The following is a 22,862-nucleotide window of genomic DNA, read 5'->3' on the forward strand; positions in this document are numbered from 1 at the left end:
TTGCCGCGCCCTTATTATTCGGCGCCGAAGCAAGCGGAAACGATGCCACAATTTAAACCGCTATTGGATAAAAAAGGCGAATTTACCTCGATTGTTTATATGCTGGTGTTGGGTTTCGGCGTCAATACGGAAAAATTCAAACAATTAGGCATTGATACCTATCCGAAATGTTGGCGCGATTTATTGGATCCGCGTTTGCAAGGACAAATTCAACTTGCCGATCCGCAACTTTCCGGCACGACTTACACCGTAATTGCTACCTTGATCGAGATCTGGGGTGAAGAGCAAACCTTTGAATTTTTAAAACAACTGGATATGAATGTGTCGCAATATGTGAAAAGCGCCCAAGTCACCTCCAATTTAGCCCGCGGCGAAAGCGCACTGAGCGTCGGCTTCGTACACAGTTATGTGACGGAACGGGAAAACGGCGCGCCAGTGGAATTTATTTTGCCTTGCGAAGGCGATAGCTATTCTTTAGGCGGATTAAGCATTATTAAAGGCGCGCGCAATCTCGACAACGCAAAATTATTCGTCGATTGGGCGTTAAGCAAAGAGGCGCAAGAATTGCCTTGGCGCGAAACCGGCGTATATCAAATTCCGACCAATATCAACGCGGAAGCCTCACCGAAATCCGCCGATCCGAAAAAGTTAAATCTAATTCATATTGATTTCGAACATTTCGGCTCCGCGGCGGAAGGGAAACGTTTGACCGATAAATGGGTACAAGAAGTGAAGTTAAAATAATATCTAAAAACAAGGCGCGAAAGATTATTTTCGCGCCTGATTTTTCTATTTCAGCCGTTCGAAACCGGCTTTCAAATCGGCAATCAGTTCATCCGCATTTTCAAAACCGATATGCAAACGAATTAACGTCCCCGTCAATTTGCGTTCGATTGCCGGACGAATGCGCGCAATATCTTCCGGTTGGTTGTATAAAATTAAAGATTCAAAACCGCCCCACGAATACGCCATACTGAATAATTCAAAGTGATCCATAAAATTTTCCAACTGTTGTTGGGTTAATTTTTGCGTCAATTCGAAGGAAAATAACCCGCTGGAACCGGTAAAATCGCGCTTAAAGTTCGAATGTCCCGGACAGCTCGGCAATGCCGGATGATAAACCGCTTTCACTTCAGGTTGTTGCACCAACCATTGCGCCACTTTGATCGAGCTTTCTTCGTGCTGTTTCAAACGCACGCCGAGACTGCGAATACTGCGCGCCGTGCTGTAGGCGGTATCCGCGTCCACCATTTGTCCCATTAAATAAGAATGTTCGCGCAACTGATCCCAGCAACGCGCGTTACACACCGCCGTGCCGATCATTAAATCCGAATGACCGACTAAATATTTCGTTCCCGCTTGAATGGAAATATCAATGCCGTGTTCCAAAGCTTTAAACAAAAGACCGCCGCCCCAAGTATTGTCGATCATAATCACTACGTCCGGATTAACGGCGCGCACGGCGCGAACGATCGCCGGAATATCCGGCACTTCCATCGTTAAAGAACTCGGCGCTTCCAAAAACACCACTTTGGTTTCCGGTTGCATTAATTCGGCGATTTTCTCACCGCACATAGGATCATAATAAGTGGTACTGACGCCCATTTTACGCAAAATCACATTACAAAAATCCTGCGTCGGCTCATAAGCCGCACCGGTCATCAAAATATGATCGCCCTGCGCCACAAAAGATAAAATGCTGTTTGTCACCGCCGCCGCGCCGCAAGGATAAAGATAGCAACCGGCACCGCCTTCCAGCTCGCACATTAATTCTTGCAAAGCAAAATGGGTTAATGTGCCGCGACGTCCGTAAAAAAGCCCGCCTTTGGCGCGATTAATCGTCGCCTGCTTTTTATCCGCCAAGGTATCGAAAACCAAAGAAGATGCGCGTTGAATCACCGGATTGACGCTCCCTTGCGTCACCCGTTTACTGCGTCCCGAATGCACCAATTTGGTGGCTAACGAATGTTTTTCCGACATATTTTCGCTCCGTAATATTTCGTTAAAATTTAAGATTAAAATAATCAATTCGATAGATAAAAACAACTATTAAAGTGCGGTTGATTTTTCTAGAATATTTTTGTCAGTTCCGCTTGTATTAGGATTAGCGGAATATATCCATCAATTTTCAATAGGAGATTTTTACTATGGTATTAGTTACCCGTCAAGCACCGGATTTTACCGCATCAGCAGTTTTAGGCAACGGCGAAATCGTTGAAAACTTCAACTTAAAACAACACATTGCCGGTAAAGCGGCGGTAGTTTTCTTCTATCCGTTAGATTTTACATTCGTTTGTCCGTCCGAATTAATCGCTTTCGATCACCGTTATAAAGAATTCCAAGCACGCGGCGTGGAAGTTGTCGGTGTGTCTATCGACTCACAATATACGCACAACGCGTGGCGTAACACCCCGACCGACAACGGCGGTATCGGTCAAGTACAATACGCATTAGTTGCCGACGTAAAACACGAAATCGCACAAGCTTACGGTATCGAACATCCGGCGGCAGGCGTAGCGTTACGCGCATCCTTCTTAATCGATAAAGACGGCGTAGTTCGTCACCAAGTGGTTAACGATTTACCGCTAGGCCGTAATATCGACGAAATGTTGCGTATGGTCGATGCGTTACAATTCCACGAAGAACACGGCGAAGTTTGTCCGGCACAATGGGTGAAAGGTAAAGAAGGGATGAAAGACAACCCTGAAGGCGTGGCGAAATATTTGAAACAAAACGCTGATAAACTCTAAGCGTCTTATCTATTCTGTAATTTTATTTAGGGCTTATCAAAACCTTGTCGGAAACGGCAAGGTTTTTTCTTTTTGTCCGACAATCGGTTACACATCGTTGCGTGGTTCCACTACTCAGATTGATAACAAATCCTAACTTGTCATCAATTCAAAAGGCGGCAAAATACCGCCTTTTGTATTATTAACCCGTTACTCGCCGAGCGGATATTTATTTTCTTGGGTTTCGGGGACTAAATCCAATTTTTCCATTAACACCTGATCGCCGTCCTCCTCCGGATTGGCGGTCACGAGCAATTTATCGCCGTAGAAAATCGAATTTGCGCCCGCCATAAAGCACATCGCTTGCATTTCTTCCGACATTCCTTGACGACCCGCCGAAAGGCGCACATAGCTTTTTGGCATCACGATTCGCGCGACCGCGACCGTGCGGACAAATTCCGTCCAATCCAAATCCGGCGCGTCGGCAAGCGGTGTGCCTTCCACTTTCACCAACTGATTAATCGGTACGGATTCCGGTTGCGGATCCAAATTCGCCAAACTTGCGATTAATCCCGCTCGTTCTTTGCGTGTTTCGTTAATGCCGATAATACCGCCGCAGCATACTTTTAATCCGGCTTTGCGCACTTTGCCCAGCGTATTAATACGGTCGTCAAATTGGCGCGTGCCGATAATTTTTTCGTAATGTTCCGGCGAGGTATCCAAATTATGATTGTAATAATCTAATCCCGCGTCTTTCAAATCTTCCGCCATTCCGTCTTGCAATAAACCGAAAGTACCGCAGGTTTCCAAACCTAATTCTTTTACCGCTTTAATAATTTCGGTAATTTTTTCTATATCTTTCGGTTTCGGCCCGCGCCACGCCGCGCCCATACAAAAACGTCCCGCGCCGCGCGCTTTGGCGATTTTTGCTTTTTCCACGATTTCATTTACATCGATAAGTTGTTGATTTTGTACGCCGGTTTGATAGCGTGCCGATTGCGGGCAATAACCGCAATCTTCCGGACAGCCGCCGGTTTTAATCGACATTAAGGTAGAAAGCTGAATCGCTTGCGGATTAAAATGCTCGCGGTGAACTTGCGCCGCACGAAAAATTAAATCTAAAAAAGGCGTTTCAAACAATGCTTCGATTTTACACACCGACCAATATTCTAAAGTCGGATGCGGTGTAATGGAGGGAATTTGAATAGTTGTTGTAGTCATAACCTGTCCTTGTTGCTAAAGTGCGGTCTATTTTATGCTTAAATATTTTTTAAATACAAGATATTCTCACTGATCTTACCATTTTCAATTCGAATCAGGCGATCAATGCGACCTTGTAATTCTTGCGGTTGATGCGTCACGATAATCAGCGTCAGTTTTTTGCGTCGGCACAGTTCATCAATTAAATTCAACATTTCCGCTCGCAATGCGGGATCTAGCGCAGAAAAAGGCTCGTCCAATAATAAAATCGGTTTATCACGCAACAAACAACGGGCGATCGCCACGCGCTGTTTTTGCCCGCCGGATAATTCGTTCGGTAAACGCGTTAAATATTCCGCTAAGCCCACAGCTTCCGCCGCTTGCCGAATTGCGGCTTTTTCCGTTTCATTCAATCTCAAACTCGGTTTTAAGCCCAAGGCGATATTGTCGCCGACGCTTAAATGCGGAAATAAATTATTTTCTTGAAACAAAATGGACACCGGACGTTGATGCGGTTCGGAATGCGTATGATCTTCGCCGTTTAACCGAATGTGCCCGCGATTCGCCGTTTCAAAGCCGGCAATCAGGTTCAATAAAGTGCTTTTTCCCGCACCGCTTGCGCCGATAATAGCGACTTTTTCCTGTGCACGAATATGCAAATCGAATGTCATCGGCATTGCCGAGTAATCAAAAAAAACGTTAAGTTCGATCATTGTGACGATTATCCACCCAGATAAAAAGCAACGTACAAACCGACAATAAAATCAACGCCGTGACCGCGGCATCCGCCGTGCGATATGTGCCGAGCTGTTGATATAACAAATGCGGTAATGAAGTAAAATCCTGATTGCCGAACAGCGCAATCGCGGTAAAATCGCCGAGCGATAAAGCACACGCCAAAGCAAAGGCGTATTGCAGCAGTTCGCGCAAAGAATGGCGCTCGATCAAACGCCAGCGCGCCCAGCCGGTAATGCCCAGCGACTGACAAAGTTTCTCATAATATTGCATATTATTATTCATCGGCACCACCAACACGCGCAACACAAAAGGCATTGCCGCCAAGGCGTTGCACAGCACCACGATAATAAATAAATGCAAGCGATTAAATTCGATAGATTGTAAAACAATAAACAACCCGATTGCCAATACCAAGGTCGGAATTGCCAAAATGATCATTCCCGCGCTTATCACCCCGTTTGCTGCGTTCGGAAAACCTTGCCATTGCAGGCGACGCGAAAAACTTAACAGCGCCAACGCCGCGCATAAAGCGACGAAAGCGGAAGCCGGCGCGATGGTCAGCGAATAACCCAAGGCGCGCCAAAGTTGCGGATTTTGCCACGCAGTCAGAATATTTTCCGATGAAAAAGCATTTACGATAATGCCGCACAAGGGCGTTATTAAAAATAGCAAAGTTGCGGAAAGATAAAAAACTTGCCAAATTTTCACCGCACCTGATTGCTTATCCCGCCACAAATTTTTGCCGTTTAATTGAGTGTTCGGCGTTTTACTTAAAGCACTCATCACGCTGAATAACAGCAAGCAAAAAACAAATTGCAGCACCGCCAATAATGCTGCTTTCGGCAGATCGAATTCAAACACCACCGCTTGATAAATTGCCACTTCCAAGGTGGTATATTGCGGCCCGCCGCCTAAGGTCAACACAATGGTGAAACCGGTGAAACACAGCATAAAAATCAGCGCGAAAACCGGTAATAATTGAGCGCGAATATAAGGCAATTCAATCAAACGAATAAATCGCCAACCGCGAATATTCAGCTGCGCGGCGAGTTGCCGCTGTTGATTGGGAATACTTTGCAAACATTGCAAAAACATTTTTGCCGCCAAGGGAATATTGAAAAACAAATGGGCGGTTAAAATGCCGGTTAAACCGTAAAAATTATTTTGTCCTTCGATGCCTAAAAGTGCGGTCAATTTTGTCGTCCAACCGGAATTGCCGTAAACGGAAATCAGCCCGAACACCGCCACCAACGCGGGCAATACAAAGGTGAGAGAAAGCAATTTCAGGATTTTCCGTTTGCACGGAAAGGCTTGATAAAAAAATGCGCGGGCAAATAAAAAACCGAATATCACCGACAACAACGCGGAAAGTAGCGCTTGTTCGATACTGAATCCGATTACCCGATGAATATAACGATCTTGCCAAAACGCCGAGAGATCATATTCGCCGCCGACGGAAAACACCGCGTTCAGCGCGATAAAATAAAACAGCGCAATCAAGGCGATAACGCTGCTTCCCGCAAGGTAATATTTCGGGCGAAAGAGAACATTCGCCATTATTTCGTTAAACCGTTTTGCCAAACGGCGATCCAAGATTTCAGATCTTGCGCGCTGATTTTTGTCGTATCCACCACCGATTTTTGCGCTTGTTTGGCTTTCAAGGCGTCAAAGTGCGGTTCGATTTCGGCGGAAATTACCGGCAACATCACATTGCCTAAGGCGATCTCTTTTTGCGCTTGCGGTTCAAGCAAAAATTGCATAAACGGAGCGGCACAAGCATTATCCCGCTGAGCTAATTTCGCGGCGGTTTCGATTTGCAACACCGCGGGTTCGGAAAATTCCGCCGCGGCATAATTGGCTTTTTGTTCGTTGAGCAAATGATACAGCGGTGAAGTATTATAACTGAGCACCAAATCCGCCTCGCCTTTCAAAAAAGCGCCGTAAGTTTCCGACCAACCTTTGCCGACGGTTACGGTGTGTTTCGCCAAGGTTTGCCACGCTTGCGTAACTTGCTCGGCGGGATAGATCGCATTCAACCAAATCACCAATCCGCGCCCGACGCTGCTGGTGCGCGGATCTTGATAAATCACGCGCAAATCCTGCCGTTCTACCAATTCTTTTAAAGAGCTCGGCGGATTAGGCAATTTGTCTTTGTCGTAAATAAAAGCATATTGCCCGAAATCATAAGGCACGAAAATCGGATCCACCCAGCCGTTCGGCACGGCAAGCTGCGTTAAATCCAGCGAATGTTCGGCGAACAACCCGCTGCGACGCGCTTCTTCCAGCATTGAATTATCCAGCCCGATGACAACATCTGCGTTGGTTTTCTTTCCTTCCAAACGCAGGCGATTAAACAGGGTTCCCGCGCTATCGAAAGGCACATAGTTCACCTCACATTGCGGGTGATTTGCTTCGAATTGCGCTTTAATTTTCGGCCCTGCGCCCCACTCCGCGCTAAAGCTGTCATAAGTATAAACATTCAGCGTTTGCGCCGAAAGCGCGGCAGAAAAGCCGAAAAGTGCGGTGAAAAATAGGCTCGATTTTAACTTCGACATAATGATTTCCTTATATTGTTTGATACGCCCAATGATTGGTCGGTCCGTGTCCGTGTCCGATATTTAGCGGATTGGCGATTGCCGCGCTGATAAAAGCTTTCGCCGTTTTCACCGCACTTTCGATACTCTCGCCTTTGGCAAGCTCCGCCGTTAAGCAAGCGGAAAAGGTGCAACCCGTGCCGTGGGTGTGCGGCGTGGCATAGCGCGGACTTTCCAGCACGAATTGTCCCGTCGGCGTAAACACCCAGTCGCGACAAATTTCGCTTTGCGAATCCTCACGATGCCCGCCTTTAATCACCACGTTTTTCACCCCAAGTTCTTGCAATGCTCGCGCGGCACGTTCCGCCGTAGCCGAATCTACCACCTCAATGCCCGTCAAAGCCTGTGTTTCCGGCAAATTCGGTGTTAATACATCGGCTAAAGGCAACAAATGAGTTTTCATTGCGCTAATGGCGTTTTGTTGTAATAAAGGCGCGCCGCCTTTGGCGATCATTACGGGATCTAAAACCAATCGCCCGAATTGACCGCGCTTTATCGCCGCACTCACGCATTCGATAATTTCCGCCGTGCCGAGCATCCCGATTTTAAACGCCGAAATGTTGAAATCTTCTTCAATCGCTTTCAGCTGCGCTTCAATGGTGGCGAGCGGAATACAATGAATATCGAACACGCCCAAGGTATTTTGTGCCGTGACCGCAGTGATCACGCTAGTGCCGAAAACACGCCGCATTTGGAAGGTTTTCAAATCCGCCTGAATACCCGCGCCGCCGCCGCTGTCCGAACCGGCTATGGTTAATGCTTGTACATAATTACTCATCGCTTACCCTCGCTTTTTCTTCCGCTTGTTGTGCCGTCATCGCCGCCAGTTGATCCAAAAGTGCGGTGCTAAATGTGCCGGTTTGTGTCGGCAATAAAGTTTCCGCTGCCGTTTCACCTGCCGCCGCATAAAAGGTGCAAGCCTCGACACAAGCGGCAAAATAATCGCGTTTATCCGCTACACCGAGAAATGCCGCACACACCGCGCCGAGCAAGCAACCGGAGCCGGTAATGCGCGGAAACAGCGGCGTGCCGTTATGCACACCGACAAGTCGCGCGCCGTCGCTAATCCAATCCGTTTCGCCGCTTAATGCCACAATACAGCCGTATTTTTGCGCGACGAATTTCGCTGCTTCACGCATATCCGCCGCGCCGCTTCCCGCATCTACGCCTTTCGCCTGCCAATCCCTTTCTGCCAACGCCGCAATTTCGCCCGCATTACCGCGAATTAAAGCGAATCGCACTTCGCTTAACAAACGATTGACCACATTTTTGCGATAACTCGTCGCGCCGACGCCCACCGGATCCAACACGACGGGAATACCCGCTTGGTTGGCGCGCTTGCCCGCCGCCAGCATTGCCTCCGCATCCGTGCCGTTTAAGGTGCCGATATTTAATAATAAAGCTTGGGAAAAGGCGGGAATTTCGTCCATTTCCGCCACATTCGCCGACATCAACGGCGACGCGCCCAACGCCAATAAGCCGTTTGCGGTGTAATTCGCCACGACGATATTGGTGATGCAATGCACCAGCGGATTAGTTTCTCGAATAAGATTTAAGTATTTGAATTGCATAGTATTTCCTTTTAATGAAAAAGAATGACCAGCAATATTGACGGAATAAAGGGAAATCGGATTATTAGTTTCCTACGTCAGTATTAACTGTATCAGGTTCACGGGTATCATCTCAGCTGCTATAGCACCCCGACTAATGAGCCTTAAGTCTATAATATTTTATCCGAGCCGTACAAGAATTTTATCGACATCACGCACGAAATCTTATCGCCAAGCCGTGCCGTTTCCCTTACAATCAAAACATTAGGATCTGTTTATAAGGATTTTTTATGTTGCAAACACGCCAACCTTCCGCCGAATTATTGCGCACCTTCGCCGAAAGCTTATTGCGGCATTTTCCCGAGCAATACGACGAAACTCTTTATGCTCGACTTGAACAAGACGCACAACAGCCGCAAAGCGCCGTTAATCGTTTGGCATATGCGGCGGCAATGTCGGATTTCTGCGCAGAAGTATTGCAAAAACAACCGCACTTTTTACAACAATGTTTGCAACAAATTCCGCAATTAAGCGATTGTGGCGATTACGACGAAAGATTACGCCTCGCGTTGCAAGACGCGTGCGACGAAACGGAGTTGTACCGAATTCTGCGTCGTTTCCGGAATCGCGAAATGGCGAAATTAAGCATTTGCCAAAGTTTAAATCTCGGCACGGTGGAAGAAATTTTTATCCGCCTTTCGCAATTAGCCGAAAGCTTGATCATCGCCGCGCGCGATTGGTTATACGCCCAAGCCTGCGCGGAAATGGGCACGCCGACGGACAGCCAAGGTAATCCGCAGCAGCTGTATATTCTAGGAATGGGCAAATTAGGCGGATTCGAACTGAACTTTTCCTCGGACATCGATTTGATTTTCACTTATCCCGCCAACGGCGAAACCGTGGGCGCGCGCCGTTCCATTGACAACAACAAATTCTTTACCCGTTTAGGGCAGCGCCTCATCAATGCGTTGGATCAATACACGCCCGACGGTTTTGTTTACCGCACGGATATGCGTTTGCGCCCTTTCGGCGACAGCGGCGCCTTGGCGCTCAGTTTCAATGCGATGGAACAATATTATCAAGAACAAGGGCGCGATTGGGAACGTTATGCGATGATCAAAGGGCGCATTTTAGGCGCCGATCCGCACGATCCGAATATTCGCACCTTGCAACAACTACTGCGACCTTTTGTGTATCGCCGCTACATTGATTTCAGCGTGATTCAATCCTTACGCGAAATGAAACATAAAATCGAGCGCGAAGTGCGCCGCCGCGGTTTAACCGACAATATCAAACTCGGTGCCGGCGGTATTCGCGAAATCGAATTTATCGTGCAAGTATTTCAACTGATTCGCGGCGGGCGAGAAATCAGTTTGCAACGCCACGAATTACTCAAATTGCTGCCCGAACTGGCAAAACTCGGCTTGATTTCTCCGCAACAAACGGAAGAATTGCGCCTCGCCTATTTGTTTTTACGTCGAGTAGAAAACGTATTGCAGGCGATTAAAGATCAACAAACCCAACTGCTGCCGACCAATGAACAAGATCGCCGGCGTTTAGTCGAAGCCACCGCCTGTTTTACTCAATGGGATGCGCAAGGAAATCCTGTCGAAATTCGCTATCCGATTGAAGATTGGGCGAGTTTTTATCAGGTCTTGACCGAACACCAACAAAAAGTGCGGTCGGTTTTTCATTATTTAATCGGTGAGGAAGAAGAAAAAGAAGAAAACACGGAAGACAATGCTTGGCGCGATTTTTTAGATGAAGATCTAAACGAAGACGACATCGCGCAGCTATTGCAAGAAAACGGCGTCGCCGAGCAAGATCACGAAGAAATAATCGAAAAATTGGCGCAATTTCGTCACGATCTATCGCACCGCTCCGTCGGCAGCCGCGGGCGGATTGTGTTGGCGCAATTAATGCCGATGTTGCTTAATCAAATTTTTGCGCATCAGGCATATCGAACGCTGTTGCCGCGTATTCTTGATATTATCGAGAAGATTCTCACCCGCACCACCTATTTGGAATTATTGGTAGAAAATCCACAAGCGCTCACGCAACTTATCGAATTATGTTCGCAATCAAAAATGATCGCCGAACAAGTGGCGCGCTACCCGATTTTATTGGACGAATTATTGGATCGCAACGCGTTGCTCAATCCGATCCATTTCAGCCGATATTCCGACGAATTGCAGCAATATTTGCTTCGTTTGCCGCAAGATGACGAAGAACAGTTTATCAACGGTTTGCGCCAATTTAAGCAATCTACTCTGCTACACATTGCCGCCGCCGATATTTTGGGTGCTTTGCCGGTGATGAAAGTCAGCGATCATTTAACCTTTTTAGCGGAAGCCATTATCGAAGCAGTGGTGAATTTGGCGTGGCAACAAGTCAGTGTGCGATTCGGCGTACCGGAATTCTTGGAGGAAAATCAAAAAGGCTTTTTGGTTATCGGCTACGGCAAATTAGGCGGCATCGAATTGGGTTATAAATCCGATTTGGATCTGGTTTTTTTATACGATAATTCGCGCAGCGGGCAAACGGTGGGCGGTAAAAAAGTGATTGATAGCAATCAGTTTTATCTTCGTTTGGCGCAAAAGATCATCAGTATTTTCAGTATGAATACCAGCGCGGGGATTCTTTACGACGTGGATATGCGCCTTCGCCCGTCCGGTGATGCCGGATTGCTCGGCTGTTCTTTATCTGCGTTTGAAAATTATCAGCTCAACGAAGCTTGGACGTGGGAAAAACAAGCCTTGGTACGCACTCGTGCGGTTTACGGCGAAACCACGTTACGCGCACAGTTCGACACCATCCGCCGCAACGTGCTCGCCGCGCCGCGCGATATGGAAAAACTCAAACAAGACGTGCGCGAAATGCGCGAAAAAATGTATCAACATTTATCCGCCCGCCGCGAAAACGAATTTAATATTAAAACCGACGCCGGCGGAATTACGGATATCGAATTCATCGCGCAATACCTTGTGTTGGCGAACGCACCGCAACATCCGGATTTAACTCGCTGGTCGGATAATGTGCGAATTTTCGAGATTATGGCGGAAAGTGCGGTCATTTCCGCACAAGTTTCCGAACAACTGAAAAAATGTTATGTGGATTTACGCAACCGTATTCATCATTTGAATTTATTGGGTCAGCCTTCCGTGATAAGCGACAAGGAATTCATCGAAGAACGCCGTTTTATCCAACAAATCTGGCGGGAATTATTTGATTGACCTTTCGGGTTGTTTTGCAAAAAAATCGCCGATTTTTTTCGTCGAGCAGTTTGTTGACAAAGAGGTTTGTATATTCGGACGCACGCAGTGCGTCCGTATTGAAAATACAACAAATTAAGGTTTGTCACCAGTCTTAATCACCGATTTCTCGGCAATTTTTTCTCGGAAATTAACTGATTTTAATCGCTAATTCGGCGATTTTCGCGATCACTTTGACGCTATCCATCATTCCTTCCAAGGTAATAAATTCGTGTTTGCTGTGGAAATTATAACCGCCGGTAAACAAATTCGGGCAGGCTATGCCTTTTTCCGCTAATTTTGCGCCGTCCGTGCCGCCGCGAATCGGTTTATGTAAGGGTTCGATACCGCACTTTTTCATCGCGGTGTCGGCAAGGTGCACCGCCGCCGGCACTTTTCGGATGGTGTCGTACATATTGTAATAATTATCTTGCATTACGATTTCCGCTTTTCGACGCAAGCGTTTTTTCCGATTAAAATCAACAACTAACATTGATAAAAAGGCTTTACGTTGTTCGAAATTAACGCGGTCGAAATCACGAATCAGATAATGTAATTCCACTTTTTCCACATCGCCGACGAAACTTTCCAAATGGAAAAAACCTTGTCTGCCGTCGGTTTTTTCCGGCACTTCTTGCGCCGGAAAGCCTTGTTGAAATTCGCACGCCAAGGTTAAGGCGTTGACCATAATATTTTTTGCCGTGCCGGTATGCATATTGCGTCCGTAAATGGTCACCACGGCTTTGGCAGCGTTAAAGTTTTCGTATTCCAATTCGCCGACTTCGCCGCCGTCCACCGTGTAAGCCCAATGACATTGAAATTTTTCCGTCGGGAAGAAATCCATTCCCAAGCCAATTTCTTCGTCGGGTGTGAAAGCAACGCGAATATTACAATGCGGAATGTTGTTCTCCTTTAGATAGCAAAGTGCGGTCATTATTTCTGCGATTCCGGCTTTATTATCCGCGCCGAGCAAGGTGTTGCCGTCCGGCACGATCAGGGTTTTGCCCACCAATTTTTGCAAAAAATGATAATAAACCGGACTGATAAATTCATCGCCCAAACCCAGCGCAATATCACCGCCGCGATAATTTTCGATCACTTCGGGACGAACGTGTTTGCCGCTGCATTGCGGTGAAGTGTCCAAATGGGCGACAAAGCCGATGGTCGGCATTTTCGGGCTAACGTTGGAAGGTAAAAACGCCGTAACCACGGCATTTTTGCTGATTTCGATGTCTTGTAATCCTAAGGCGAAAAGCTCTTGTTGCAAGTGTTTCGCCAATTTTAATTGACCGGCGGAACTCGGAGAGACTTTTGCGCCGATTTTCGATTGCGTATCGAAACTGACGTAATGTAAAAAACGCTCTAACAATCCGTTTTTATACTGTGCGATTTTGTCCATAATAATCTCTTTTTTACAATAGAAACAAATGATTGCCCATTCTAGCCGTTCATTCGGCGCGCGATATTGATATATGACAAAGTTCTATAAAGTTTTATCTTTCATAACTAAAAGAAAAAATAGGATTTTTTTAGCCAAAAGCGCATTAATTACTTTTAATTATAGGGTAATCGCTATATCATTAGCATTTATTTTATTGGGCGCTTACATAGGTTGTAAGTATTTTTGTTTCTACTCAATACCGATTTTCCGTCGGTTCGTTAGGGAGAAAACCAAAGCTAGTGGAAAATTCAGTTCAAACCAAGCCGATTATTGAGCTTCGTTCTCTTACTAAGTCTTATGATAGTAAAACTATCATCAATAACTTTAATTTAACAATTAACAACGGTGAATTTTTAACTATTTTAGGGCCTTCGGGTTGCGGTAAAACAACGGTTTTACGTTTAATTGCCGGACTTGAAGAATTGAATGAAGGAACTATCATTCTGGACGGCGAAGATATTACTGATGTGCCAGCCGAACGTCGTTTCGTCAATACCGTATTCCAAAGTTACGCACTTTTTCCGCATATGACGATTTTTGAAAACGTCGCTTTCGGTTTACGGATGCAAAAAGTGCCTAATGATGAAATCAAACCGCGCGTAATGGAAGCATTGCGTATGGTTCGTTTGGAAGAAATGGCGGAACGCAAACCGACCCAGCTTTCCGGCGGTCAACAACAACGTATCGCCATTGCCCGCGCCGTGGTGAATAAGCCGAAAGTTTTATTATTGGACGAATCCCTTTCCGCGCTCGATTATAAATTGCGTAAAGAAATGCAAAACGAGCTGAAAGCATTGCAACGTCAATTAGGTATTACTTTCGTTTTCGTTACCCACGACCAAGAAGAAGCGCTCACGATGTCCGATCGTATTATCGTAATGAACAAAGGTAATATCGAGCAAGACGGTTCGCCGCGCGAGATTTATGAAGATCCGAAAAATCTTTTCGTCGCACGTTTTATCGGCGAAATTAACGTATTTGATGCGACAGTGATCGAACGTATTACGGAAAAAACCGTGAAGGCGAACGTGGAAGGTCGTATTTGCGAAATTTATACGGATTTACCGGTAAGTGCGGGTCAAAATTTGAAAGTTTTATTGCGTCCGGAAGATATCGTTATTGAAGAATTGGACGAGAACGAACATTCCAAAGCCATTATCGGGCACGTTTCCGACCGCACTTATAAAGGAATGACTTTAGAATCCAATATTATTTTGGATCATAATCAAATGAAAGTGTTGGTTAGCGAATTCTTTAACGAGGATGATCCGCATATCGATCACTCCGTCGGTCAAAAAGTGGCGCTTACTTGGCACGAAGGCTGGGAGGTCGTACTAGACGATGAAGATAGCAAGTAATAAATTCCAAAATATTGCTGTCGCCATTATCTTCGCGTGGTTGATTTTCTTTGTGTTGGCACCGAATATTTTGGTGCTGACTGTGAGTTTTTTAACCCGTGACGGCAGCGATTTCTACGCCCTTCCGTTTACCTTGGAAAACTACGGGCGTTTATTCGAGCCGCTTTATGCGCAAGTGGTGTGGAACTCGCTTTATATGTCGGGTATCGCCACGATCATTTGTTTGATTATCGGCTACCCTTTTGCTTTTATGATTGCGAAAATTTCACCGAAATATCGCCCGCTTTTGCTCTTTTTAGTGGTGTTGCCGTTCTGGACGAACTCATTAATTCGCATTTATGGAATGAAAATTTTCCTCGGCGTAAAAGGCATTTTAAACAACACGTTATTAAGCCTCGGCTTGATTAGCGAGCCGATTCGTATTTTGAATACCGAAGTCGCGGTAATTATCGGCTTGGTGTATTTGTTGTTGCCGTTTATGATTTTACCGTTATACGCTGCTATCGAGAAATTGGATTTACGCTTATTGGAAGCGGCGAAAGATTTAGGTGCCAACGGTTTCCAACGTTTCGTCAAAGTCATCATTCCGTTGACGATGCCGGGCATTATCGCCGGTTGTTTGTTGGTATTATTGCCGGCAATGGGTATGTTCTATGTGGCGGATTTACTCGGCGGGGCGAAAGTCTTGTTAGTCGGTAACGTGATTAAGAGCGAATTCTTAATTTCGCGCAACTGGCCTTTCGGTTCGGCAATCAGTATCGGTTTAACCATTTTAATGGCGTTGCTCATCTTTGTTTACTATAAAGCGAGCAAATTAATGAATAAGAAAATGGAGTTGGAATAATGAGTCGTTTACTACGCAATATTTTTATGTTTGTGGTGTACGCTTATTTGTATATCCCAATCATCATTTTAGTCACCAATTCCTTTAACGAAGATCGCTACGGCTTAAACTGGAAAGGATTCAGTTGGAACTGGTACGAACGTTTATTTAACAACGATACCTTAATCCAAGCGGCGGTGCATTCCGTAACAATCGCATTCTTTGCCGCCACGTTGGCAACAATCGTCGGCAGCTTAACCGCGATTGCGCTTTATCGCTATCGTTTCCGCGGAAAACAAGCGGTAAGCGGAATGTTGTTTATCGTAATGATGTCGCCGGATATCGTAATGGCGGTATCTTTATTGGCGTTATTTATGATCGTCGGCATTTCTTTAGGTTTCTGGTCGTTGTTACTGGCGCACGTTACTTTCTGTTTGCCTTATGTGGTCGTGACCGTTTTCTCACGCTTAAAAGGTTTCGACGCCAAAATGTTGGAAGCGGCGAAAGATCTTGGTGCGGGCGAAGTCACGATTTTGCGTAAAATCATTCTTCCGCTTGCGTTGCCAGCCGTGGTTTCCGGTTGGTTATTGAGTTTCACCATTTCATTAGACGATGTGGTGGTTTCTTCTTTTGTCAGCGGCGTAAGCTATGAAATTTTACCGCTTAAGATCTTCTCTTTGGTAAAAACCGGCGTCACGCCTGAAGTAAATGCCCTTGCGACGATAATGATCATCTTCTCGCTTTCATTGGTTATTCTCAGCCAAATCGTGGCGCGAAAAGATAAGCATTAATACAAATATCGTTTCACAAATTGATCAAGATCACATAAAATACGCCTTGCCCAGCAAGGCGTTTTTTGATTATACCGATAACCTATCAGTCATAATCCGCATATGCCGCCCGAAAGTGCGGTGAATTTTTCACTCTTAACAGGAGAATGATAGAAATGAAAAAATTTGCAGGTCTTTTCACAGCAGGAATGATCGCAGTTGCCCTTACGGCTTGTAACGACAAAGAAACCAAAACAACCGAAACTAAAGCACCGGAAGCAGCTGTGCCTGCGCCGGCAAACGATACCGTTTATCTTTACACTTGGACGGAATATGTACCGGACGGTTTATTAGACGAATTTACCAAAGAAACCGGAATTAAAGTCATTGTTTCAAGCTTGGAATCCAACGAAACAATGTACGCGAAAATCAAAACGCAAGGTGCTGCAGGCGGTTATGATGTTATCGCACCATCAAACTACTTTGTTTCGAAAATGGCTCGTGAAGGTATGCTAATGCCGCTAGACCACAGCAAATTACCTGTTATCAGCGAATTAAATCCGGACTGGTTGGATAAACCTTACGATAAAGGTAACAAATACTCTTTGCCTCAATTATTGGGCGCACCGGGTATCGCATTTAATACCAACGATTACAAAGGTACCGATTTCACTGCTTGGGGCGATTTATGGAAACCTGAGTTCGCCGGTAAAGTTCAATTACTTGACGATGCGCGCGAAGTATTTAACATTGCGTTGTTAAAATTAGGTCAAGATCCGAATACTCAAGATCCGAAAATTATCGAGCAAGCTTATGAAGAATTGTTGAAATTACGTCCGAACGTACTTTCTTTCAATTCCGACAATCCGGCAAACTCTTTTATTTCCGGTGAAGTCAGCGTCGGTCAATTATGGAACGGCTCCGTGCGTATCGCGAAAAAAGAACAAGCGCCTTTAGATATGGTGTTCCCGAAAGAAGGCCCGGTTCTTTGGGTTGATACCTTGGCGATTCCTGCGACCTCCAAAAATCCGGACGGCGCGCATAAATTGATCAACTATATGTTAGGTGCAAAAACTGCGGCGAAATTAACCGAAGAAATCGGTTATCCGACTTCTAACGTAGAAGCGTTAAAATTATTGCCTGCGGAAATCACACAAGATCCGGCAATTTATCCGACCAGTGAAATTCTACAAAACAGCTACTGGCAAGATGATGTGGGTGATGCCGTTCAGTATTACGAAGAATTTTATCAAAAATTAAAAGCGGCAAAATAAGCCCGAAATAAAAGCCTCCTCGGAGGCTTTTTAATGTCTGAAAACTCCCCGAAAAATCACCGCACTTTTTGCGTAGAAACGAATGTTCCGACACGGTATTTTGCTTATTTACATTCCGATTCATTGGTCTTACAATGCCCTGTCCGTATCCATTCGGCGCTCACCTATCGGTTATAAAACCGATACCTTTTCGTTTATTCTCAAGGAGCGATTGAGATGAAAAAAACCACCTGCGCAATCACCGTCGGCTTATTCGGTTTAAGCCTATTACAAACCGCTTATGCCGAAGAATCTACGGTTTATTTATATACGTGGAGCGAATACGTTCCCGATGGATTATTGGACGATTTCACCAAGCAAACCGGCATTAAAGTGATCGTATCCAGCTTGGAATCCAATGAAACTATGTATGCCAAGTTAAAAACTTTAGGTGCCGACGGCGGCTATGATGTGATCGCGCCGACCAGCTACTATGTGGCGAAAATGGCACGAGAAGGAATGTTAAAAGAGTTGGATCACAGTAAATTACCGGTCATTAGCGAATTGGATCCGAATATGCTTGATCGCCCTTTTGACAAAGGTAACAAATATTCGTTACCGCAACTTTTCGGCGCGACCGGAATCGCTTATAACACGGAAACCCAAGATCCGACACATTTTCAATCTTGGGCGGATTTGTGGAAACCGGAATTTGCCGGCAAATTACAAATGTTAGATGACCCGCGCGAATTATTTAATATCGCCTTGCTGAAAATGGGTCAAGATCCGAATACACAAGATCCGCAAGTGTTACAACAGGCTTATGACGAATTACTTAAACTTCGCCCGAATATTCTTGCGTTTAATTCGGATAACCCGTCCAATGCGTTTATTTCCGGTGAAACGGATATAGGGCTTCTGTGGAACGGTTCCGTTCGCATCGCCAAAAACGAAGGGGCGAAAATCGATATGGTTTATCCGAAAGAAGGCACGCCGCTTTGGATCGACAATCTGGCAATTCCAGTCACCGCCAAAAATACCGAAGCTGCACATAAGCTTATCAACTATTTACTCAGCGCGGACGTTGCGGAAAAATTAACGCTCAGTATCGGCTACCCGACTTCCAATATGGAAGCCTTAAAGCGTTTACCGAAAAGTTTAACCGAAGATAGAGCGGTCTTTTTCAGCCAAGATCTGATCGATCGCAGCCCGTGGCAACTGGATGTCGGTGAAGCCGTCGATTTATATGAAAAATATTATCAACAACTCAAAGCCTCGCAATAATTAACAGGCACGAACATCGCGCCTTTATTTTTCAATCAATCCTGCAAGACGAAAAAAAGTGCGGTAAGATTCCGCTTTTTTTGCAAAACTAAGCGGGTAGGCGCGTGAAGTGGAAGGCAAACGGTATAAATTTAACTGACGATTCGGATAAGGATAGGCAATAAATTCATTGGTTTTCGGTGCTTTAACTTTTTCCGGCAATAAATCCAACAAAATCTCCGTTGCTTTGCCGCCCGTAGTAAATAACCAACGACATTGAGGCACTTGCGGCAATACCTCCGCCAAATTTACCGCCTCAACAATCGTTAAAAATTTATCCGCCGCATTATCCTGCTCACGAATGGCTTTTCTTACCGTCGGACACAACGCGATACCTTTTTCATATAAAAACGCCTTGATTCGTTCGGGATCAAAACGTTTCTCGCCTTTCATCTGAAAATATTCCGCATCGTCAAAAAAGACAGCGCCATAAATCCGCCACATATCATTTTGAAAATTCGGATAATGAAATTGCATACAGCGTTTTTCTTCTTTCGGCGGGAAACTGCCCATCATCATAACCGTCGCATTCGGCGGTAAAATCGCCGGAAACGGGTGAGATTCGATTTCTTTTTGCATAATTTTCTCAGTTAATTAATAAAAATACTTGCGATATTAAAGACTGTGACAAAAAATTTCAATAAGCTTGAAATAAAAGATGTTTTCTATTTCCGTTTCTGCTCCGCAAATTATTGGAATTCGTTTTATGATTCTCTTTAAATCAAAATCAAGGAGCAAGAAATAACAAATAATCTTCCTAAAATCGTCATCCTCACCGGCACCGGTATTTCCGCCGAATTCGGTATTCACGATTACAACCTATCACGGTGAAATTTATTGCGTCATTAATGATAAAAGTGCGGTGGAATTTACCGAAATTATTGATAAATGGAAAATATTTTATTCTTCTGATTTTATTATTTAGCCGACATAAAACCGACAATTTGCGTCGTAAAATAACTTTATGATACAGTTTACCCTGTTGATTTCTTCACTATTTAACAGGGTAAAATTATGCCGAAAAGACCGGAAAATATCGAAACCACCTTTTATCATTTAGATATTCTGCGCCGAATTCCTAAAGGAAAAGGTCGCTACATCACTGCTAAAGCACTACACGAACAGTTGGAAGAATTGGGTTATCAAAAGGATATTCGCACGATGCAACGCACGCTTAAATCCTTGTGCGAACATTTTGATATTGAAAAAGACGATCGCAGCCGCGAACACGCATATCGTTGGAAAGAATATTCTAAAGGTTTGGATATTCCCAACTTAACCGCCCAAGAATCCTTGCTGTTAATGCTTGCCGAACAACATTTAAAAAATTTATTGCCGGCAAATATTATGAAGTCTCTAAAACCTTTTTTTGATGAAGCTCGCTATCAAAAACAGTTCGGCAAAGAAAGTCCGGAATATAAATGGTTAGATAAAGTCTGCAGCGTACCGACTAGCCAGCCTTTACTGCCGGCAAAAATTTCACCGACAATTTTTGACGCCGTTAGCACCGCACTTTTCCAAAATAAACTGCTCCATATCGAATATCAAAATCAACAAGGCAATAAAAAGAAAGCGACCGTAATGCCTCTTGCCCTCGCCCAACAAGGCGGAACCATTTATCTTATCGCCCGTTATGAAGGCTTTGATAATCAACGTCTACTCGCCCTACATCGTCTAAAAAAACCCGAAGTTTCCACGTTTAACTTCGAACGTCCGAAAGATTTTAGCCTGAGCAAATATTTAGACGACGGTTATCTGGGTTTTAGCTGTACAGGGCAAAAAGTTCGACTCACATTTTCCATAGCCCACTCCGCCGGCTTTCACTTAACCGAAACACCGCTTTCTAAAGATCAAATTATCTTAGAAGAAACCCCCGATTATTACCGAATTCAAGCCACTGTCGCCGATAGTGATATGCTAGAATGGTGGATTAGAAAATTCGGTGAAGATATTTGGGATATTGAGAAAGTAGTTATTGATTAAAGTACGCGCTAATTTAGCCAAAATTCGTATAAAAATTAATACGACATAACTTGTCGCTTTAAGGATTATTATCGACTTAACCTCAACCGATTAGGAGAAAAAATGGCGCACCCGATTATTGAATTCTATCTTGAACAACGCAAAACACCGGAAGGTTTTGATTTAAATGATCTATTAAACTTACCCTCGGCTATTATCGGCGATGGATATTTTTATATTCCTTGGCTTTTTCCGGTGGATACGCTTTCAAAATGGAATAAAAAATTACCGCACTTTACCGCAGAAGAATTAGATTTTTTTAAAAATAACGCTGAAATTCAAATTAAATTCTTATTGGCAGTAGAAAAGATCCTATTTTATTTTGGTATTTATCTCAAAGATAATACTTGGATAGTTAAAGATGATATTCAATCTCGTCCATATTGGTTACGCAATATCGGTCACGAAAGTAAGAAAATCAGCAGAATTATTCGCAGTTTACATTATTGCGGCCAACCTGAATTAGCCAAAAACTTACAACAATTAGCGATAAAATTAGGAGAAGAAAAAGGTATTATTCAGGAAAATACTTTAGAAATTTGGGCAAACTTATTAAATGATTAACAATACTTTCAAATAGGTAAAATCAAATGCAAAATCCACAAATTATTTCAAACTTAAGAAAACTTGCCAAAATTATCGAAAGTTATTGTATAGAACGAGATAAAAATCAATTACGAGATGCTGGCTATTTTAATCCGTTACATTTCCTTAAAACTGATGAAAACGGGCTTTCGACGATTTTGGCTTTTTTACTTGATCCTAAAGAAAAGCACGGACAGCAAGATCTATTTCTTAACAGCTTTTTAAAATCTATTAAGAAGCCGGAATTTCTTGCTTACGACAAGATAATTGTTCGCACAGAAATGCCGACATTTGAAGATCTACGACGACACGATATTTTTATCGAAGGTTGGATTAAAGATAAGCGGCAATGGATTGTTTCTATTGAAAATAAATTGCGTTGGGCAAGCGATCAGCCGGCGCAAATGAAAGATTATGCGAAAGATCTGGAAAAATATAATGTACCATTTTGTTTACTTTATTTAAGCGTTTTTGGTGATATGCCCGGTGAAAACTCCATTACTAAAGAAGAATGGAAATATTTAGGTGAGCAAGCCAAACTATTATCAGCACAACATTTAATCGAATGGTTGGACAAAACACCTATTGTTGCACCAAGAATTATGCAATTTAGTGAAGATATTAAAAACTTTTTAAGAGAGGATATTATGGGAATTGATCAAAATAGCAATAAATTATTAGAACAAATTATTTTAGAAAAAGATCTATTAGGTGCATCAATAAGTATTATTGAGCAACAAGATCTTATTTATGAGAAATTAATAACTAAACTAGAAAATCAACTCAATGAGTTGTTTGAAAAAAATTTTCCTAAATTAAAAGAGAAAAAATGGAGAGTTTATTCTAATCGTTCATATAAAAAGAATTATTTTGGCTTTTTCTATGATACTTATGAAAATAAACCAGATAAAACGACTTGGGGAGTCGGAATTGAATTTGGTGAGCCGTTCTTTAAAAAAAGTTATTTTGGTGTTTGGGCTCATAAAAAACGAATTGAATCTAAAAATTACGAACTATTATCAGAAAAGTTTAATCCGCAAGAAACCGGCTTTAAACAAGAAGCAAATTGGCTTAAATGGAAATATTGCGATCACAATTTACGAAATTGGAATGCAGAAACTTGGCAAGGTGTCTTAGACGGAACACTCGCCAAACAAATCTTCGAATTATTAGAACCTTTTGCTCAAATTGCCGAAGATAATATTGAGCAATTAAATTTCTAATA

At 43.9% G+C, this 22,862-nt stretch carries 19 protein-coding genes, 1 pseudogene and 1 riboswitch; of the genes and pseudogenes, 11 read left to right on the top strand and 9 right to left on the bottom strand.

Features of this window, described 5'->3' with window-relative positions:
• Positions 1 to 15: 15 nt before the first annotated feature.
• Positions 16 to 744 (top strand): annotated as a pseudogene (locus CVP04_RS04620) (extracellular solute-binding protein); the annotation flags it as partial.
• A 45-nt stretch (positions 745 to 789) separates the two neighbouring features.
• On the opposite strand, the gene metC reads toward CVP04_RS04620, so the two are convergent.
• Positions 790 to 1,980, bottom strand: coding sequence for a cystathionine beta-lyase (gene metC, locus CVP04_RS04625; protein ID WP_100296351.1), 1,191 nt, complete (start codon positions 1,978 to 1,980; stop codon positions 790 to 792).
• Between the two features lie 167 nt (positions 1,981 to 2,147).
• Here metC and CVP04_RS04630 point away from each other — a divergent pair, with 167 nt between their 5' ends.
• The gene (locus tag CVP04_RS04630; protein ID WP_100296352.1) at positions 2,148 to 2,750 is read left to right on the top strand and encodes a peroxiredoxin C; all 603 of its coding nucleotides are present in this window, start codon (positions 2,148 to 2,150) and stop codon (positions 2,748 to 2,750) included.
• Between the two features lie 189 nt (positions 2,751 to 2,939).
• Here CVP04_RS04630 and bioB read toward each other — a convergent pair whose 3' ends face one another.
• Genes bioB through thiM form a run of 6 tightly spaced genes read right to left on the bottom strand, consistent with a single transcriptional unit; the run spans position 2,940 to position 8,832 of the window.
• A complete protein-coding gene (gene bioB / locus CVP04_RS04635) occupies positions 2,940 to 3,950 on the bottom strand; it encodes a biotin synthase BioB (protein ID WP_100296353.1) in 1,011 nt (336 codons plus the stop codon).
• Between the two features lie 38 nt (positions 3,951 to 3,988).
• Positions 3,989 to 4,642: a thiamine ABC transporter ATP-binding protein gene (gene thiQ, locus CVP04_RS04640; RefSeq protein WP_100296354.1), complete on the bottom strand. Its 654-nt coding sequence runs from the start codon at positions 4,640 to 4,642 to the stop codon at positions 3,989 to 3,991.
• Positions 4,629 to 6,224, bottom strand: a complete 1,596-nt coding sequence (thiP, locus tag CVP04_RS04645; protein ID WP_100296355.1) for a thiamine/thiamine pyrophosphate ABC transporter permease ThiP — start codon at positions 6,222 to 6,224, stop codon at positions 4,629 to 4,631. Before thiP ends, thiQ begins: the two co-directional genes overlap by 14 nt.
• The gene (gene thiB, locus CVP04_RS04650) at positions 6,224 to 7,222 is read right to left on the bottom strand and encodes a thiamine ABC transporter substrate binding subunit (RefSeq protein WP_100296356.1); all 999 of its coding nucleotides are present in this window, start codon (positions 7,220 to 7,222) and stop codon (positions 6,224 to 6,226) included. Before thiB ends, thiP begins: the two co-directional genes overlap by 1 nt.
• A 10-nt stretch (positions 7,223 to 7,232) precedes the next feature.
• Entirely contained in the window at positions 7,233 to 8,039 is an 807-nt protein-coding gene (gene thiD, locus CVP04_RS04655; protein WP_100296357.1) for a bifunctional hydroxymethylpyrimidine kinase/phosphomethylpyrimidine kinase, read from the bottom strand.
• Positions 8,032 to 8,832 carry a hydroxyethylthiazole kinase gene (gene thiM / locus CVP04_RS04660; protein ID WP_100296358.1) on the bottom strand — a complete coding sequence of 267 codons (801 nt, stop codon included), beginning with the start codon at positions 8,830 to 8,832 and terminating at the stop codon, positions 8,032 to 8,034. The genes thiD and thiM overlap by 8 nt, the downstream gene beginning before the upstream one ends.
• Before the next feature lie 52 nt (positions 8,833 to 8,884).
• A riboswitch (TPP riboswitch) is annotated at positions 8,885 to 8,974 on the bottom strand.
• Between the two features lie 127 nt (positions 8,975 to 9,101).
• Between thiM and glnE the strand changes: the two genes are divergently transcribed.
• Positions 9,102 to 12,044 (top strand): bifunctional [glutamate--ammonia ligase]-adenylyl-L-tyrosine phosphorylase/[glutamate--ammonia-ligase] adenylyltransferase, encoded by a 2,943-nt coding sequence (gene glnE / locus CVP04_RS04665; RefSeq protein ID WP_100296359.1) that lies wholly within the window; start codon positions 9,102 to 9,104, stop codon positions 12,042 to 12,044.
• Positions 12,045 to 12,213: 169 nt separating this feature from the next.
• Here glnE and pepT read toward each other — a convergent pair whose 3' ends face one another.
• Positions 12,214 to 13,461 carry a peptidase T gene (gene pepT, locus CVP04_RS04670; RefSeq protein WP_207761613.1) on the bottom strand — a complete coding sequence of 416 codons (1,248 nt, stop codon included), beginning with the start codon at positions 13,459 to 13,461 and terminating at the stop codon, positions 12,214 to 12,216.
• Between the two features lie 281 nt (positions 13,462 to 13,742).
• Here pepT and potA point away from each other — a divergent pair, with 281 nt between their 5' ends.
• The 5 genes from potA to CVP04_RS04695 all read left to right on the top strand — a co-directional run bounded on the left by potA (position 13,743) and on the right by CVP04_RS04695 (position 18,991).
• A complete protein-coding gene (gene potA / locus CVP04_RS04675) occupies positions 13,743 to 14,861 on the top strand; it encodes a spermidine/putrescine ABC transporter ATP-binding protein PotA (protein WP_100296361.1) in 1,119 nt (372 codons plus the stop codon).
• A complete protein-coding gene (gene potB, locus CVP04_RS04680) occupies positions 14,845 to 15,705 on the top strand; it encodes a spermidine/putrescine ABC transporter permease PotB (protein WP_100296362.1) in 861 nt (286 codons plus the stop codon). The genes potA and potB overlap by 17 nt, the downstream gene beginning before the upstream one ends.
• A complete protein-coding gene (gene potC / locus CVP04_RS04685; RefSeq protein WP_100296363.1) occupies positions 15,705 to 16,475 on the top strand; it encodes a spermidine/putrescine ABC transporter permease PotC in 771 nt (256 codons plus the stop codon). The genes potB and potC overlap by 1 nt, the downstream gene beginning before the upstream one ends.
• Positions 16,476 to 16,630: 155 nt before the next feature.
• Positions 16,631 to 17,728: an extracellular solute-binding protein gene (locus CVP04_RS04690; protein WP_100296364.1), complete on the top strand. Its 1,098-nt coding sequence runs from the start codon at positions 16,631 to 16,633 to the stop codon at positions 17,726 to 17,728.
• Between the two features lie 216 nt (positions 17,729 to 17,944).
• Positions 17,945 to 18,991 (top strand): extracellular solute-binding protein, encoded by a 1,047-nt coding sequence (locus CVP04_RS04695; protein WP_100296365.1) that lies wholly within the window; start codon positions 17,945 to 17,947, stop codon positions 18,989 to 18,991.
• Positions 18,992 to 19,015: 24 nt separating this feature from the next.
• Here the strand turns inward: CVP04_RS04695 and CVP04_RS04700 are convergent, their stop codons facing one another.
• Entirely contained in the window at positions 19,016 to 19,609 is a 594-nt protein-coding gene (locus CVP04_RS04700; protein ID WP_100296366.1) for a DNA glycosylase, read from the bottom strand.
• Positions 19,610 to 20,044: 435 nt separating this feature from the next.
• Here CVP04_RS04700 and CVP04_RS04710 point away from each other — a divergent pair, with 435 nt between their 5' ends.
• From CVP04_RS04710 to CVP04_RS04720, 3 genes are all read left to right on the top strand, one after another.
• Positions 20,045 to 21,013 (top strand): helix-turn-helix transcriptional regulator, encoded by a 969-nt coding sequence (locus CVP04_RS04710; RefSeq protein WP_100296368.1) that lies wholly within the window; start codon positions 20,045 to 20,047, stop codon positions 21,011 to 21,013.
• Positions 21,014 to 21,115: 102 nt separating this feature from the next.
• Positions 21,116 to 21,616 carry an opioid growth factor receptor-related protein gene (locus CVP04_RS04715; protein ID WP_100296369.1) on the top strand — a complete coding sequence of 167 codons (501 nt, stop codon included), beginning with the start codon at positions 21,116 to 21,118 and terminating at the stop codon, positions 21,614 to 21,616.
• A gap of 26 nt (positions 21,617 to 21,642) precedes the next feature.
• A complete protein-coding gene (locus CVP04_RS04720; protein ID WP_100296370.1) occupies positions 21,643 to 22,860 on the top strand; it encodes a PD-(D/E)XK nuclease family protein in 1,218 nt (405 codons plus the stop codon).
• The last annotated feature ends 2 nt before the right edge of the window (positions 22,861 to 22,862 follow it).

Source organism: Caviibacterium pharyngocola, assembly GCF_002795405.1.
Taxonomy (GTDB): domain Bacteria; phylum Pseudomonadota; class Gammaproteobacteria; order Enterobacterales; family Pasteurellaceae; genus Caviibacterium; species Caviibacterium pharyngocola.

Bases quoted from the DNA above. Each gene is read 5' to 3' on its own strand.
- metC (WP_100296351.1), bottom strand. From the start codon at position 1,980: ATGTCGGAAAAACATTCGTTAGCCACCAAATTGGTGCATTCGGGACGC.
- CVP04_RS04630 (WP_100296352.1), top strand. From the start codon at position 2,148: ATGGTATTAGTTACCCGTCAAGCACCGGATTTTACCGCATCAGCAGTT.
- bioB (WP_100296353.1), bottom strand. From the start codon at position 3,950: ATGACTACAACAACTATTCAAATTCCCTCCATTACACCGCATCCGACT.
- thiQ (WP_100296354.1), bottom strand. From the start codon at position 4,642: ATGATCGAACTTAACGTTTTTTTTGATTACTCGGCAATGCCGATGACA.
- thiP (WP_100296355.1), bottom strand. From the start codon at position 6,224: ATGGCGAATGTTCTCTTTCGCCCGAAATATTACCTTGCGGGAAGCAGC.
- thiB (WP_100296356.1), bottom strand. From the start codon at position 7,222: ATGTCGAAGTTAAAATCGAGCCTATTTTTCACCGCACTTTTCGGCTTT.
- thiD (WP_100296357.1), bottom strand. From the start codon at position 8,039: ATGAGTAATTATGTACAAGCATTAACCATAGCCGGTTCGGACAGCGGC.
- thiM (WP_100296358.1), bottom strand. From the start codon at position 8,832: ATGCAATTCAAATACTTAAATCTTATTCGAGAAACTAATCCGCTGGTG.
- glnE (WP_100296359.1), top strand. From the start codon at position 9,102: ATGTTGCAAACACGCCAACCTTCCGCCGAATTATTGCGCACCTTCGCC.
- pepT (WP_207761613.1), bottom strand. From the start codon at position 13,461: ATGGACAAAATCGCACAGTATAAAAACGGATTGTTAGAGCGTTTTTTA.
- potB (WP_100296362.1), top strand. From the start codon at position 14,845: ATGAAGATAGCAAGTAATAAATTCCAAAATATTGCTGTCGCCATTATC.
- potC (WP_100296363.1), top strand. From the start codon at position 15,705: ATGAGTCGTTTACTACGCAATATTTTTATGTTTGTGGTGTACGCTTAT.
- CVP04_RS04690 (WP_100296364.1), top strand. From the start codon at position 16,631: ATGAAAAAATTTGCAGGTCTTTTCACAGCAGGAATGATCGCAGTTGCC.
- CVP04_RS04695 (WP_100296365.1), top strand. From the start codon at position 17,945: ATGAAAAAAACCACCTGCGCAATCACCGTCGGCTTATTCGGTTTAAGC.
- CVP04_RS04700 (WP_100296366.1), bottom strand. From the start codon at position 19,609: ATGCAAAAAGAAATCGAATCTCACCCGTTTCCGGCGATTTTACCGCCG.
- CVP04_RS04710 (WP_100296368.1), top strand. From the start codon at position 20,045: ATGCCGAAAAGACCGGAAAATATCGAAACCACCTTTTATCATTTAGAT.
- CVP04_RS04715 (WP_100296369.1), top strand. From the start codon at position 21,116: ATGGCGCACCCGATTATTGAATTCTATCTTGAACAACGCAAAACACCG.
- CVP04_RS04720 (WP_100296370.1), top strand. From the start codon at position 21,643: ATGCAAAATCCACAAATTATTTCAAACTTAAGAAAACTTGCCAAAATT.